This is a genomic window from Nocardia sp. NPDC004340, assembly GCF_053602575.1.
Genome location: NZ_JBSGDW010000003.1, coordinates 576536 through 590523, shown reverse-complemented (window position 1 = coordinate 590523; position 13988 = coordinate 576536). Strand labels below are relative to the sequence as shown.

At 67.8% G+C, this 13988-nt stretch carries 15 protein-coding genes and 1 riboswitch; of the genes, 8 read left to right on the top strand and 7 right to left on the bottom strand.

Annotated features, from left to right (window positions below):
* Positions 1 to 30 precede the first annotated feature (30 nt).
* The 7 genes from ACWEOI_RS14835 (at position 31) to gcvP (ending at position 7062) form a co-directional block, all read left to right on the top strand.
* Positions 31 to 648, top strand: a complete 618-nt coding sequence (locus ACWEOI_RS14835; RefSeq protein WP_357085007.1) for a CDP-alcohol phosphatidyltransferase family protein — start codon at positions 31 to 33, stop codon at positions 646 to 648.
* A gap of 63 nt (positions 649 to 711) precedes the next feature.
* Positions 712 to 1110, top strand: coding sequence for a glycine cleavage system protein GcvH (gcvH, locus tag ACWEOI_RS14830; protein WP_379272402.1), 399 nt, complete (start codon positions 712 to 714; stop codon positions 1108 to 1110).
* A gap of 187 nt (positions 1111 to 1297) precedes the next feature.
* Positions 1298 to 1765 carry a glycogen accumulation regulator GarA gene (garA, locus tag ACWEOI_RS14825; RefSeq protein ID WP_213555026.1) on the top strand — a complete coding sequence of 156 codons (468 nt, stop codon included), beginning with the start codon at positions 1298 to 1300 and terminating at the stop codon, positions 1763 to 1765.
* Between the two features lie 44 nt (positions 1766 to 1809).
* The gene (gene ftsR / locus ACWEOI_RS14820) at positions 1810 to 2595 is read left to right on the top strand and encodes a transcriptional regulator FtsR (protein ID WP_433666210.1); all 786 of its coding nucleotides are present in this window, start codon (positions 1810 to 1812) and stop codon (positions 2593 to 2595) included.
* A 67-nt stretch (positions 2596 to 2662) separates the two neighbouring features.
* Positions 2663 to 3136 (top strand): bifunctional nuclease family protein, encoded by a 474-nt coding sequence (locus tag ACWEOI_RS14815; protein ID WP_040807814.1) that lies wholly within the window; start codon positions 2663 to 2665, stop codon positions 3134 to 3136.
* A gap of 205 nt (positions 3137 to 3341) precedes the next feature.
* Entirely contained in the window at positions 3342 to 3908 is a 567-nt protein-coding gene (locus tag ACWEOI_RS14810; protein WP_357200843.1) for a MerR family transcriptional regulator, read from the top strand.
* Between the two features lie 51 nt (positions 3909 to 3959).
* Positions 3960 to 4055, top strand: a riboswitch (glycine riboswitch).
* 160 nt (positions 4056 to 4215) lie between these two features.
* Positions 4216 to 7062, top strand: a complete 2847-nt coding sequence (gene gcvP, locus ACWEOI_RS14805; protein ID WP_452359908.1) for an aminomethyl-transferring glycine dehydrogenase — start codon at positions 4216 to 4218, stop codon at positions 7060 to 7062.
* Positions 7063 to 7145: 83 nt separating this feature from the next.
* Here the strand turns inward: gcvP and ACWEOI_RS14800 are convergent, their stop codons facing one another.
* The 4 genes from ACWEOI_RS14800 to ACWEOI_RS14785 form a co-directional block, all read right to left on the bottom strand.
* Complete coding sequence (locus ACWEOI_RS14800; protein ID WP_433666208.1) at positions 7146 to 7556, bottom strand: DUF7144 family membrane protein; 411 nt, start codon at positions 7554 to 7556, stop codon at positions 7146 to 7148.
* 90 nt (positions 7557 to 7646) lie between these two features.
* A complete protein-coding gene (locus ACWEOI_RS14795) occupies positions 7647 to 9248 on the bottom strand; it encodes a VWA domain-containing protein (RefSeq protein WP_452359907.1) in 1602 nt (533 codons plus the stop codon).
* 272 nt (positions 9249 to 9520) lie between these two features.
* Positions 9521 to 9787, bottom strand: a complete 267-nt coding sequence (locus tag ACWEOI_RS14790) for a WhiB family transcriptional regulator (protein WP_379280559.1) — start codon at positions 9785 to 9787, stop codon at positions 9521 to 9523.
* 57 nt (positions 9788 to 9844) lie between these two features.
* Positions 9845 to 10390, bottom strand: a complete 546-nt coding sequence (locus tag ACWEOI_RS14785) for an HNH endonuclease (protein WP_357085029.1) — start codon at positions 10388 to 10390, stop codon at positions 9845 to 9847.
* A gap of 271 nt (positions 10391 to 10661) precedes the next feature.
* Between ACWEOI_RS14785 and ACWEOI_RS14780 the strand changes: the two genes are divergently transcribed.
* A complete protein-coding gene (locus tag ACWEOI_RS14780) occupies positions 10662 to 11474 on the top strand; it encodes an amidohydrolase family protein (RefSeq protein ID WP_452359906.1) in 813 nt (270 codons plus the stop codon).
* 25 nt (positions 11475 to 11499) lie between these two features.
* Here the strand turns inward: ACWEOI_RS14780 and ACWEOI_RS14775 are convergent, their stop codons facing one another.
* From ACWEOI_RS14775 to ACWEOI_RS14765, 3 genes are all read right to left on the bottom strand, one after another.
* On the bottom strand, positions 11500 to 12078 hold the full coding sequence (locus ACWEOI_RS14775; protein ID WP_452359905.1) for a hypothetical protein: 579 nt from the start codon (positions 12076 to 12078) through the stop codon (positions 11500 to 11502).
* Between the two features lie 28 nt (positions 12079 to 12106).
* On the bottom strand, positions 12107 to 12421 hold the full coding sequence (locus ACWEOI_RS14770) for a hypothetical protein (protein ID WP_433666203.1): 315 nt from the start codon (positions 12419 to 12421) through the stop codon (positions 12107 to 12109).
* A gap of 273 nt (positions 12422 to 12694) precedes the next feature.
* A complete protein-coding gene (locus ACWEOI_RS14765) occupies positions 12695 to 13912 on the bottom strand; it encodes a cytochrome P450 (protein WP_433666202.1) in 1218 nt (405 codons plus the stop codon).
* Positions 13913 to 13988: the final 76 nt, after the last annotated feature.

Here is a 13988-nt window from a genome sequence, read left to right as displayed (position 1 = left end):
TGGCGCGCCGATTGGGGTAGGACGGGGACTGTGACAACCGAGCGGAACGCCGAACCGGTGTACAGCGACCGCATCCTGACCGTGCCCAATGTGCTCAGCTTGGTGCGGCTGATCGGCGTACCGGTGTTCCTGTGGCTGCTGCTGGTCGAGAAGGCCGACGGCTGGGCCTTCGCGCTGCTGGTCGCCAGTGGTTTCACCGACTTCCTCGACGGCAAGCTGGCCCGGCTGTTGGATCAGTCGTCCAAATTGGGCGCGATCCTGGATCCCCTGGTTGACCGGCTCTACCTGCTGGCGACGCTGGGCGGCTTCCTGATTCGCGGCATCCTGCCCTGGTGGGTGGTGCTGATCCTGGTCGCCCGCGACGGCATCCTGACCCTCACCCTGGGCATCTACAAGCGCCGCGACCTGCCCCCGCCCGAGGTCATCTACCTGGGCAAGGCCGCCACCTTCGCGCTCATGTCGGCGCTGCCCTGGCTGCTGGCCGGGCAGATGGACTGGGCCGCCGCGGGTTTCGGCCGTGCCTTCGGTGGGGCATTCTTGATCTGGGGCACGGCGGTCTACGTCTGGACCGGAATCCTGTACCTCGGCAAAGCCCTCGCCGTGGCCCGAGCGATACCGCCCGTGCCACACCATGATCACTCCCGATAGGGTGTGCGGCGGACGGATCGACGACGATCCCGAGAGGAACCGCCCGTTGAAAGGACACTGCCAGTGACCGCAGTACCCGAGGATTTGCGCTACTCCGAGGAGCACGAGTGGGTGAGCAAGGTGGGTCCGACCCGGGTGCGGGTGGGCATCACCGATTACGCGCAGTCGCAGTTGGGTGACGTCGTGTTCGTGCAGCTGCCCGCGGTGGACTCCGAGGTCAAGTCCGGCGACAGCATCGCCGAGATCGAATCCACCAAGAGCGTGTCCGACATCTACGCGCCGCTGTCGGGCAAAGTCGTTGCGGTGAACGAGCTTCTGGACGCCGAGCCCGAGACGGTCAACTCCGACGCCTACGGTGACGGCTGGCTGTTCGACATCGAGACGGACTCGGCCGAAGCCCTCGACGCGGCGCTCGGCGAGCTCCTCGATGCCGCAGGTTATCAAGGAGTTATCGGAGGCTGAAGCAGCCTTCACAGTTCTACCTGCACGGGTACGCCCTGGCAGGGTACGGTCAATGCCAACAGAAGTGCGCGCAGCCGGTGCCCCGGAATTTCCGGAACCCACCCGAGGCGGGGAGCGGCCGGAGCGCCGCATCGCTGAGGGCATCAATTGCTTGCATGGATTATTCGGTTCGAGGAGGAGAGCAAGGGTGAGCGAGAACAAGGACCCGGGTTACCAGGAAACGGCAGCAGAGACCACTTCGGTGTTCCGTGCCGACTTCCTGAACGAGGTCGACACGTCGCGCACCGAGCAGACCGGCGAGCAGCCGGTGCAGGGGGTGGAGGGTCTGCCCGCGGGCGCGGCCCTGCTGGTGGTCAAGCGTGGTCCGAACGCCGGTTCGCGCTTCCTGCTCGACCAGCCGACCACCTCGGCGGGACGCCATCCCGACAGCGACATCTTCCTGGACGATGTCACGGTCAGCCGTCGCCACGCGGAATTCCGCCAGGACGACGACACCTTCCAGGTCGTCGATGTGGGCAGCCTCAACGGCACCTACGTCAACCGTGAGCCGGTGGACTCCTCGGAGCTGCAGAACGGCGACGAGGTCCAGATCGGCAAGTTCCGTCTGGTCTTCCTGACGGGTCCGCGACCGGCGACGAGCGACTCGGCGCTATAGGACCGAGCGGAATGACTGGCGCAGCGCAGTGGACGCGCGGAGGCATGTCGATCGGCTCCGTGCTGGATCTCCTGCGTCCGGATTTTCCGGACATCACCATCTCCAAGATCCGATTCCTGGAATCGGAGGGCCTGATCAGCCCGGAGCGCACGCCCTCGGGATACCGCCGCTTCCATGTGGCGGATGTCGAGCGCCTGCGCTTCGTGCTGACCGCGCAGCGGGACCAGTACCTGCCGTTGAAGGTGATCAAGGAACAGCTCGAAGCGATCGACAGTGGGGCGGCGACGCTCGGAGTCCGGGAAGCGCGGGCCCGGGCGAACGCCGTGGGAGGCATCGTGCCCGAATCCCGAGGCATCCCGGAAACCCCGGATGCCTTGTCCGGCAACGGGAGCGGCCGGCTACGCCGGTTGAACGCCGTGCCCGGTGAGGTGTCGCCCGAGGAACTCCGGTTCGATCACGAAATCCGGATCACCCGGGCGGATCTGCTCGATCAGGCCGGCATCGACGAGAAGTTCCTCACCGAACTGATCCGGGCCAACCTGATCACCCCCGGCGCCGCCGGGTACTTCGACGGCGACGCCGTCACGCTCGCTCGCACCGCCAAGGCGCTGAGCGAATTCGGTTTGGAGGCAAGGCATCTGCGCGCCTTCAAGCTGGCCGCGGACCGTGAGGCCGCCATGGTGGCCCAGATCGCCGCGCCGATCGCCAAGAGTCGCGACGCCGATGCCCGCGCTCGCGCCGAGGAGACGGTCCGGGAATTGGCCGCACTGTCGCTGACGCTGCACACCTGCCTCGTGAAGACCTCGGTGCGCGCTTCCCTCGGCGGCTGAATTCTTCGCCTAGACTCGGTAATACAGCCGGGTTGGGCGGCCTGGTGAGGATCTGGGAGGCAGTGCGATGAGCGAAATGCGTGTGATCGGCATCCGTGTCGAACAGCCACAGAATCAGCCCGTGCTGCTGCTGCGTGAGGTGTCCGGGGACCGGTACCTGCCGATCTGGATCGGGCAGGCCGAGGCCACCGCGATCGTGCTGGAGCAGGAGGGCGTCACGCCCATCCGCCCGCTCACCCACGACCTGATCAAGATCCTGATCAAGGAGCTGGGTCACACCCTCAAAGAGGTGCGGATCGTAGATCTGCAGGAGGGCACCTTCTACGCCGACCTGGTCTTCGAGAACGATCTGCGCATCTCCGCGCGGCCCTCGGACTCGGTCGCCATCGCGTTGCGGGTGGGCTGCCCGATCTATGCCGAGGAGCCGGTGCTCGAGGAGGCCGGACTGGTCATGCCCGACGAGCGCGAGGACGAAGTCGAGAAGTTCAAGGAGTTTCTCGAATCGGTATCGCCGGACGATTTCAAGGCCACGGACAGCTGACCAACTCTTGACCGGGCAAAGCATCCGAAATGAGACATTTCCTAGTCTCTACCTCAGCTTTAGGGTGAGAAACACGCGCTCGGCCATGCTTTAACGGTGCCGATTTTGCGGCCACAATCAGGGGAGTAGCCTCGATTGTTAGGCCAACGCTCCAGAGTCGATCAAGAGCCCAGCCCTGATAGGCGCGCAGTAAGGGAGTAAGTCAGTGGGAGATCAACCGCAACCTCGCGATGTGGTGCAGCCAGGGCTGTTCCCCGATGACACTGTGCCCGACGAACTCGTCGGTTACCGCGTGCCCAGCGCGTGCCAGGTGGCCGGAATCACTTACCGGCAGCTCGACTACTGGGCCCGCACCGGACTGGTCGTCCCCTCCATCCGAAGCGCCACCGGATCCGGCAGCCAGCGGCTGTACTCGTTCAAGGACATCCTGGTCCTCAAGATCGTCAAGCGGCTGCTCGACGCGGGTATCTCGCTACAGAACATCCGCATCGCCGTGGACCACCTGCGCAGCCGCGGTGTCGAGGATCTCGCCGGAATCACCCTGTTCAGCGACGGGACCACGGTCTACGAATGCTCCTCCGCCGAAGAGGTGGTCGATTTACTGCAGGGTGGCCAGGGTGTGTTCGGCATCGCCGTGAGCGGCGCCATGCGCGAACTCACCGGAGCGATCGCCAACTTCCCGGCCGAGCGCGCGGAGACCGCGTCCGCCACGGATCGCCCCGAGGACGAGCTCTCGTTCCGGCGCAAGGCGCGGATGAGCAAGACCGGTTAGTCCGGTCGGCAACATTCTTGTAACCTGCGGCCGCTTAGACTGACAGTGCGTCGCAGCCGTGCGGGAGAGTTCCGGGGATAGTCTCGGACGCCGAAGGAGCAGCACCTCCCCGTCAATCTCTCAGGCACAAGGGACCGTGCGGAGTTTCGACGCCTCTGGAAAGTGATGGCCGCGTGCCGTCCGCCCATGGTGAAAGGTCACCGGTCGCCAGGCCGGGGTCCGAATCTCTCAGGCATCGAGGACAGAGGGGGAGGGCAGACGACACGTCGACCCCATGGTCGACCCCCGCCCACCCCTTGGAGCAGCCGTGATCTGGACTCGATCCTTCGCCGACCGCCACATCGGCCCCGACAGCGGCGAAACCGGCCGCATCCTCGAGACCGTGGGCGTCGAGTCGCTGGACGAACTCGCCACCAGGGCCGTGCCCGCCAGCATCCTGGACGCCCCCGAGGGCAATGGCCTCACCGTGCTGCCCGACGCCGTCTCCGAACACGACGCGCTGGCCGAGCTTGCGGCACTGGCCAATTCGAACACCGTCGCCACCTCCATGATCGGGCTCGGGTACTACGACACCCTCACCCCACCGGTGCTGCTGCGCAACCTCGTCGAGAACCCGGCCTGGTACACCGCCTACACGCCCTACCAGCCCGAGATCAGCCAGGGCCGCCTCGAGGCGCTGCTCAACTTCCAGACCATGGTCGGCGACCTCACCGGCATGGAGGTCGCCAACGCGTCCATGCTCGACGAGGCCACCGCCGCCGCCGAGGCCATGACCCTGCTGCAGCGGGCCAACCGCAAGTCCAAGTCCGAGCGGCTGCTCATCGACACCGACCTGTTCCCGCAGACCCGCACCCTGCTCTACACCCGCGCCGAGCCGCTGGGCATCGAGATCGTGGAGGCCGACCTGGCCGAGGGCGGGCTGCCCGAGGGCGACTTCTTCGGCGTCATCGTGCAGCAGCCGGGCGCGTCCGGCCGGATCGTGGACTGGGCCCCGGTCATCGACGCCGCCCACGAGCGCGGCGCGCTGGTCGCGGTGGGCGCGGACCTGCTCGCGCTGACCCTCGTCACCCCGCCCGGCGAGCAGGGCGCGGACGCCTGCTTCGGCACCACGCAGCGCTTCGGCGTGCCGCTGGGCTTCGGCGGACCGCACGCGGGCTACCTCGCCGTGCACACCGCGCACGCGCGGCAGCTGCCCGGCCGTCTGGTGGGCGTCTCCGTCGACGCCGACGGCAACCTGGCCTACCGGCTCGCGCTGCAGACCCGTGAGCAGCACATCCGCCGCGAGAAGGCGACCTCCAACATCTGCACCGCGCAGGTGCTGCTGGCCATCCTGGCCGGCATGTACGCCTCCTACCACGGCGCCGACGGGCTGCGGTCGATCGCGCGCCGCGTGCACGGGCACGCGCAGTGGCTGGCCGCCGGTCTCGGCGACGCGGTGGTGCACCAGACCTACTTCGACACCGTCCTGGTGAACGTGCCCGGCGGCGCGGAATCCATCGTGGCCAAGGCGAAGGGCGAGGGCATCAACCTGCGTCTCGTCGACGCCGACCACGTGGCCGTCGCCTGCGACGAGGTCACCACCGACACCCACGTGGTCGCGGTGCTCGACTGCTTCGGCGCGGAGGTTCCGGTCGGTCCCGAGGGCGCGCTGTTCCACGGCAAGCAGCGCCCGCACATCGAGGTCCGCACCTCCGAATACCTGACCGCGCCCGCGTTCACCAAGTACCGCACCGAGACCGCCATGCTTCGCTACCTGCGCGCGCTCTCGGACAAGGACATCGCGTTGGACCGCAGCATGATTCCGCTCGGCTCCTGCACCATGAAGCTCAACGCGGCCGCCGAGATGGAGGCCATCACCTGGCCCGGCTTCAACCGGGTCCACCCGTACGCGCCGGTCGAGGACGCGCCCGGCCTGATCAAGCTGATCGAGGACCTCGAGGGCTGGCTGTGCGCGGTCACCGGCTACGACCGGGTTTCCTTGCAGCCCAACGCCGGTAGCCAGGGCGAGTACGCTGGCCTGCTCGCGATCCGCCGCTACCACCTGGATCGTGGTGACTCCCACCGGGATACGTGCCTGATCCCGTCCAGCGCGCACGGCACCAACGCCGCCTCCGCGGCCATGGTCGGCATGCGGGTGGAGATCGTCAAGACCAGCCCCAACGGTGATATCGACCTCGACGACCTGCGCGCCAAGATCGCCGACCACGCCGAGCGGCTGGCCTGCATCATGATCACCTACCCGTCCACGCACGGCGTGTACGAGCACGAGGTGGCCGAGCTGTGCGGCCTGGTGCACGAGGCGGGCGGCCAGGTGTACGTCGACGGCGCGAACCTCAACGCCCTGGTCGGCCTGGCCCGTCCGGGCAAGTTCGGCGGCGACGTCAGCCACCTGAACCTGCACAAGACCTTCTGCATCCCGCACGGCGGCGGCGGTCCCGGCGTCGGCCCGGTCGCGGTGCGCGAGCACCTGGCCCAGTACCTGCCCGGCGACCCGCTGGTGAAGGGCTCGCACGCGGTGTCGGCGGCCATGTACGGTTCGGCGTCGATCCTCCCGATCACCTGGGCCTACATCCGCATGATGGGCGCCGACGGCCTGCGCCGCGCCACCCTCACCGCCATCGCGTCGGCCAATTACATTGCGCGCAAGCTGGACCCGCACTTCCCGGTCCTCTACACCGGCGACAACGGCATGGTCGCCCACGAGTGCATCCTCGACCTGCGCGAGATCACCAAGCGCACCGGCGTCACCGTCGACGACGTCGCCAAGCGCCTGGCCGACTACGGCTTCCACGCCCCCACCATGAGCTTCCCCGTCGCCGGCACCCTCATGGTGGAGCCCACCGAGAGCGAGAACCTCGAAGAACTCGACGCTTTCATCGAGGCCATGATCGCCATCAAGGGCGAGATCGACCAGGTCGAAGCCGGCGTCTGGCCCGTCGAGGACAACCCGCTGCGCGGCGCCCCCCACACCGCCGAATGCCTGGTCGGCGACTGGAACCACCCCTACACCCGCGAGACCGCCGTCTACCCGATGGGCGTCAAGCACACCCGCGCCAAGGTCTGGCCGTCCGTCCGTCGCATCGACGGCGCCTACGGCGACCGCAACCTGGTCTGCTCCTGCCCGCCGATGGACTCCTACGCCGACGCGGAGTGATCCGCCCCAGCTGAACAGGCAAGCGCCCCATCGGTTTACCGAACCGATGGGGCGCTCGTCGTTGTGGCGCAAGGTGAAACGGGTCAGGCGTGGACCGGCTTGTAGGTGGAGATCGCCCAGATCACCACGACGTCGAGGGCGATGATGAGGAGCGACCAGGCCGGGTAGTAGGGGATCCAGAGGAAGTTCTCCACGATGGACAGCGCCGCCAGCACGAGGGCGGCGGTGCGGCCCCAGGTGGAGCCCTTCAACAGGCCGATCGACACGATGATCTGGACGATGCCGACACCGATGTGGATCCAGCCCCAGCCGGTGGTGTTCAGCTTGTAGATGTAGTCGTAGCCGACGACCAGCAGATCGTCCGACGCCACCGCGGAAATGCCCTGCAGGACCGAGAGCACGCCGATTACGAGCAGCAGAATGCCGGCACCGATGGTCGTTCCGGCGGCCAGGCCCTGCTTCAATGTGGGTTCGGGACCCGTACTGTGTGCCATCCGCCGAATATGCCACGAATTAGCTGGCGGATCCGGACATTACGGCCATGTGTTGCCGTGCTGTTGCTCGGCCCGGATCCGCCCGCTGGGTCAGGGCGTCGTCAGCGCCTGCGAGACCGCCGTGCCGAACGGCAGATCCGCGGTGGTGTTGACCTTCGTGTAGGTGCCGCCGGTGCGCTGGGTGAGCGTTTGCAGGGTCTGGGTTCCCGCGCCGCCGACCACGATCACGTCGATGCGCACCGGATGCGCCGGATCGGTCGCGGCGGCGATATCGGCGAGCAGCTGGTCACCGGTGACGGGGGAGTCATCCTCGGGGCCGTCGGTGATGAGCAGGATCGAATTGGTGCGCGCGGCGGCGTAGTTGGCGAGCACGCTCTTGTAGGCCGCCTCCAGAGTGGGGTACGTGCGGTCCTGCTTGGACTGGCTCGCGGTCACCGTGGTCAGGCCCTGGGCGAGGGCGTTGCGCTGGGCGTCGGTCAGCGGCGCGGTCGGGGTCAGCACCTTGTGCGCGTTCGCGCCGTCGAGGCTCTTGGAGTACTCCCACACGCCGAGCCCGAACTCCGGTGGCATCACGGTCATCGTGGACGACAGCGCGGCCACGGCATTGCCGAGCCGGGTGCCGAAGCCCTCGGTGGTGGACATGGAGGAGGAGACGTCGAGCAGGACGGTCGCCTGCACGCCCAGCACCGGGTGGGCCAGGATCTGATTCACCTTGTCCAGGACGGCCTTCGACGGCGCCTTCGTGGTCGCGGGGGCGGCCGCGCCGAAACCGTTGTCGGTGAACAGTTTCGACTGGTCGGGGGCGCGCAGGAAGTCGGAGAACAGGCCCGCGATGAGGTTCTGGGTCTGGTCGACCCAGGGGCCGGTGAGCTGTGCGGCGGGGAAATCGGCCACCGGGCCCGCGTTGTCGGGACGGTAGGCGGTCAGTCCCGCGTGGGCGCGAATCTGTTGTTCGGTGGCGGGCACGGCGTGCACCGGCCCGGCGGCGTCTGCCGCGCCGGCCAGATCGGCGAGCGCACCGGAAGCGTCCTTCACGGCGGGCGCGCTCGCGGCCAGACCGGAGATCGCGGAGACGACCTGTCCGGTGGCGACCGCCTTCTCGTCGAGCGGATCGGTACCGGAGACGCCCGACCCGACCGCGGCCGCGACGGCGACCGTCGTGTCACCTCCGGGCATGGCCAGGCGCAGCTTGCCCCACGCGGGCAGCCCGGCATCGGCCAGCGAACCGGTCTGCAGCCTGGCCAGATCCGCCCAGTGCACCTTCGAGGTATCGAGGGCTTGGCGCAATTCCTCGGGCACGGCAAGCACCACCGGGCTCACCGCGACCGGGGCCGGTGTGCCCGCGATCAAACCCGGCACCCGCATCTGCTCGACCGATCGCGAGGACTGCGGAATCCAGAGCGCGGGCTGCGGACCCAAGGCCGGGTCCCACTTGTTCGCGACGAACGCCGCCACCATCGCCGCCGACGGCTGCGCGGTCACCGCCACCTGCGCGCAGTGATCGCGAACATGCGGCGCGGTGGCATTGAACCGATCCGCGGCGGCCTTCACCGGCGTCAGAATGTCCGGATCGACGGTCACCGCCAGCGTGGCGGTCCCCTCCACACACGACGACGCGGCCCGGCTGTCCTTCTCCTTCGACCGATTCGACAACCAGGCCCAGCCGACGACCGCCAGCACTAAGACAATCACCGCGACGACTGCGATAACCGGTCCTTTGCTGACACCTCGTGACCCGCCCGCGGCGCGATGAGTACCCACGAGCGCCCATCCTATGTTGACGCCCACCACCCCACCTGTTCCAGCCGGTAACGCCCATCCCGACCGGCACGAGAACGGGCGGCCACCCCGTTCTGGCGAGGTGACCGCCCGTGCTACCAACTCCCACATCGGGGGTTCAGGGGCAGAGCCCCCGCAGTCCCCGGGGGTTCGGGGGCGAAGCCCTGAGAGTCCCGAGAGTTGGGCTAGTCGCGGATCATCTTGCCCCGGTCGTACTCGTGCCCGCCCCAGACGCCGGACTGGCCGGTGCGGGCCGCGAAGTCACCGCAGTCACGGCGGATCGGGCAGCCCGCGCAGATGCCGCGGGCGTAGTCGAAGTCCTGCGACGGGTACGGGAACCACGCCTCGTGGTTCGGGTCACCCTTGCAGGCCGCGCGCGCCCAGTAGTCCTTCGAGTCGGAGATGGGGAGCAGATCCGCCAGGGTCTGCTCCTGCAGTGCAATGTTCGTCATCGGATCTCGCTCCTTTCATGTCCGATCACGCGTGATGGCTGTGTGTCGTTCCTCGAGTCAGGAAGCCGCCAGTTCCTTCCAGATCTGGCGCTGGGCCCGCTCTCTGTCATTGGGGGCCTTGGGCTCCCACAGCAGGCGCATGCCGGCCTCCGCGGGAGTCCGGTCCGCCTTGTACGTATTGCAGGGACCGCACGCGGCGATGAGGTTGGCCCAGGTATTGGGCCCGCCCCTCGACCGCGGGCGGATGTGGTCCACGGTGCGAGCCCAGCCGGAGCAGTACCCGCAGCGGTACCGGTCGCGGCGCAGCACCGCCGGGAGGGTGGCGCGGCTGTCGTCGTCGTGCGTCAGGATCCGGTGCTCGAGGTAGATGTAGCGGGTGAGCCGGATGGTCTCCGGCAGCGCCACCTCCACGTGCCGCGAGCGGATCGGGAAGTGCGGCTGCCGTTCGGCGACGGTCTCGGCGGCCCCGCCGAGCAGCAGCACCACCGCGCGCTCGGCGCGGATCGTGGTCAGCGCCTCGTAGGAGGCGTTGAGCAGCAGCACTCCGGCGTGTATCCAATTGTCGGTGGTTATCTCCGGGTCTTCGGCATGACGGAACAGCATGGGGGTCACCATGTTTCGTGAAAGGGATCGAACAGAAGAAGGGGGTCGGCCGGTTACGAATGGGCCCGGAGACGGCCGAAGTCCCGGTACTGTTCGTCGATACTCGGATTCAAAGCCGTCTCCCCCTTCCTGCTGGTCACGACCGTGTCGGTCGGCTGATCTTCGATGAATCACATGGTGGCACAACGACGCTGCGTTGTCGGCTGATTTTTTCCGCCCCCGGTGCATGGAGAACGATCCGCGACGGCCGTTTGTTCCCCACACTGGAAAGGTGACGATCGACGCTTGGGCTCAGCATCCGACGGAGCGGTTTCTCGCGCGCGACATCTTCGATTCGCTGCGACGGTGGACCGGGGGAGCGATTCCCACCGGCGAGATCCCGTTGAAGGCGACGCTGGCGGCCATGGACGCGGGCGGCATCGACCGGGCGCTCATCTCGGCGTGGTGCGCGCCGGAGGGCACGCTCATCTCCAATGACGAGGTCGCCGCGTGGGTGGCCGAGGCCCCGGACCGCCTGACCGCCGTGGCCTCGGTGGACCTGCGGAAACCCATGGAATCGGTGCGTGAGCTGCGGCATCGGGTGCGCGACGAGGCCTTCGCGGCGGTCCGCGTGCTGCCGTGGCTGTGGGAGGTGCCGCCGACCGACGCCCGCTTCTATCCGCTCTACGCCGCCTGCGTGGACCTCGGGATCCCGTTCTGCACGCAGGTCGGGCACACCGGTCCGCTGCGGCCCTCGGAGCCGGGCCGCCCGATTCCCTATATCGACCGCGTCGCCCTGGATTTCCCGGAGCTGACCATCGTGTGTGGTCATGTCGGCTATCCGTGGACCGAGGAGATGATCGCGGTGGCCCGCAAACACGAGAACGTGGTGATCGACACCTCGGCCTACACCACGAAAAGGCTGCCGCCCGAACTCGTCTCGTATCTGAAGTCCGCGAGCGGGCGGCGCAAGGTGCTGTTCGGCACCAACTATCCGATGATCCTGCCCCAGCACGCTCTCGACGGTCTGGACGCGCTGGGCCTGGACGACGAGACCCGCGAGCTGTATCTGGACGGCAACGCGCGTCGCGTCTTCGGGCTCTGACGCGGCGCGCGGTGGTCGTGCGATATCAGGCGGCGGGTGCCGGACCGGCGACCGAGCCGTGGGTCCCGGTGTGCTTGGGCAGCTCCTCGTCGAGGGGAATCCAGTCCTCGTGCCGCTGCGAGACCCGCCCGCCGGAGACGGCGATGGCCGTGACGGCGAGGTCGACGGCCAGGGCGGCATCGTCCTCGTCCATGGCCAGGATCGACAGGCTCAGCGGTTGCGCGGTCAGGCTCGGTCCCGGCGTGGGAGCGAGGGGGTCGGTGGTCGCGGCCGCCGGGCAGCCGGTGGACAGCATGATCGCGGCGGCCAGGAATTCGACCGGGGTGGCCGCGGCCAGCCGCGCGCCCTGGGCCGCCGCGCTGATCAGGCTGTGCGGCGTCGGAAGTCCCTGCGGCAACGGCAGAGTGGGGACCGCGCCCCAGCGGTGCAGCGGCGGGAACATGTCGAAGTCGGAGCGGCCCAGCCAGCGGCGGTGGCACAGGAGGGCGAGCCGCGAGGCGGTGTCGCGCAATCGGGTCTGCTCGGCTTGGAAGCTGAGCGTGATCCGCCGGTAGGGCGGCAGCGCGATCGGGCGGGGAGCGGAAGGAACAATCACTACGGTCATGAGGCAGCTCGTTCTCTTCGCGGCGGGGTCAACCCTGCACGTCGGCCGGCATCGGGGTGGTGCGGCTGCGGCGCCAGGCCGCGCCGAGAGACAGCGCCGAGACAGCGAACATCGCCATCAGGATCAGCGTCGCGAAGAACAGCGTCGCGCTGGCCTCGAGACTGCGGCTGCTGTGGTACCAGATCGCGATGGCCGCCAGAATGGGACCGCTGGTCAGGAGCGCCGGTATTAAAGACAGCAAACCAATAGCAAATAATATTGATTGTGGCGGGGCTTGCTTGACCGCGTCGAACCATGCAGCGAAGCGCTGGCTTTCCCTCGGCGGCGTTGCTGTCCCGACCATTCTTGCGACACCTCCACATCGTCCGAAAATGCGGTCCCACCAGTACGGCCTGAGTGACGTTAGCGCATCGAACGGTTTCGGAAGGTGAAGTTTTATCGAAAGGTGACCACTCGGTTTGTTCTGTCGCGCATGGACCGCGATGTTTTCTCGCCCGGCCTCGTCATTCGCCGCTCATTAACTATGGTCGACCGACCAGTTTTGTGATGCTCGTCGCTTCGGCGATGGGCGAGTCGCGCGGAAATCCCCGATCCGCGCGGCCGCCTATGGACCCGTCTAGAGCTGGACGGGAAGCTCCTTCAACCCGTGCATGAGGGTGCTCGGATGCCATTCCAGCTCCTGTGCCGGCCGCGCCAGCCGCAGATCCGGGAATCGGGAGAGCAAGGCCGAGAAGGCGACTCGCGCTTCCAGCCGGGCCAGGGGAGCGCCGACGCAGAAGTGGATGCCGTGGCCGAAGGCCAGATGGCCGCCGGTGTCGCGGGTCGGGTCCAGGGCGTCGGGTTCCTGGTAGCGCTCCGGGTCGCGGTTGGCGGCGGGGAGTGCGACGAAGACGAATTCGCCTGCGGGGATGTCGGTTCCGGCGATGGTGACCGGTTCGGCCGTGTGGCGGACGGTGCTCATGTTCACCGGTCCGTCGAAGCGCAGGAACTCCTCGATGGCGGCAGGAATCGCCTCCGGATCGGTCTGCAAGGCGCGCAACTGTTCCGGATTGCGCAGCAGGGCGAGGGTGCCGTTCGCGATCAGGTTCACGGTGGTGTCGTGGCCCGCGATCAACAGCAGCGTGGCCATCCCGACCAGTTCGGTCTCGGTCAGGGTGTCGCCGTCGTCGGCCGGCAGCACCAGCGCCGACAGCAGATCCGATTCGGGGCGTTCCCGTTTCGCCCGCACCAGCCCGGTCAGATAGTCCGCCATGGCCGCCGCGGCGCCGGCCCGATTCTCCTCCAGCCCCGCCACCGCGACGAGCGCCCGAGTCCACTCCTGAAAATCGTCGCGATCCCCGAGCGGCACTCCCAGCAACTCGCAGATCACCGTGATCGGCAGCGGTTCCGCGAACTCGCGCAGCAGATCCACTTCGTCCCGGCTCGCCAGCGCGTCCAGCAGCCCGTCGGTGATCTCCTCGATTCGAGGCGCCAGCTCGGCGACCCGCCGCGGGGTGAACGCCCGGGTCACCAGCTTCCGCAACCGTGTATGCCCGGGCGGATCGGTGCTCAGCATGTGGGTGAGGACCGCCAGCTGCTTCGGATCCGACGGCGGCGCACCGCGTTTGCGGCTGAGCAGCTCGTCGTTGACCGCCGCCGCCTTGTGCAACCGCGGATCGTTCAACGCGGCCCGCCCCGCCGCGTAGTCCAGCACGACCCACCGCACGATCCCGTCCGGGAATCGCACCTGCCGCACCGGGCCGTCCTCGCGCCAGCGACGGTAGTGGGCGTGCGGGTCGGCGAAGAATTCCGGACCGAGCGATTCGATACGGTCCAGGGCTTCGAGATCGGCCATGGTTTCGACAGTAGCCGATGGAATCGGTTGCGGCGAAGGCTGTTTCGCAGCTATGTAAAGAATTCTGTACATAGTG

Coding starts and splice junctions, on each gene's coding strand:
- ACWEOI_RS14800 (WP_433666208.1), bottom strand. CDS start 7,556: ATGGCACACAGTACGGGTCCCGAACCCACATTGAAGCAGGGCCTGGCC.
- ACWEOI_RS14770 (WP_433666203.1), bottom strand. CDS start 12,421: ATGGTCGGGACAGCAACGCCGCCGAGGGAAAGCCAGCGCTTCGCTGCA.
- ACWEOI_RS14785 (WP_357085029.1), bottom strand. CDS start 10,390: ATGCTGTTCCGTCATGCCGAAGACCCGGAGATAACCACCGACAATTGG.
- ACWEOI_RS14765 (WP_433666202.1), bottom strand. CDS start 13,912: ATGGCCGATCTCGAAGCCCTGGACCGTATCGAATCGCTCGGTCCGGAA.
- ACWEOI_RS14775 (WP_452359905.1), bottom strand. CDS start 12,078: ATGACCGTAGTGATTGTTCCTTCCGCTCCCCGCCCGATCGCGCTGCCG.
- ACWEOI_RS14790 (WP_379280559.1), bottom strand. CDS start 9,787: ATGACGAACATTGCACTGCAGGAGCAGACCCTGGCGGATCTGCTCCCC.
- ftsR (WP_433666210.1), top strand. CDS start 1,810: ATGTCGATCGGCTCCGTGCTGGATCTCCTGCGTCCGGATTTTCCGGAC.
- ACWEOI_RS14815 (WP_040807814.1), top strand. CDS start 2,663: ATGAGCGAAATGCGTGTGATCGGCATCCGTGTCGAACAGCCACAGAAT.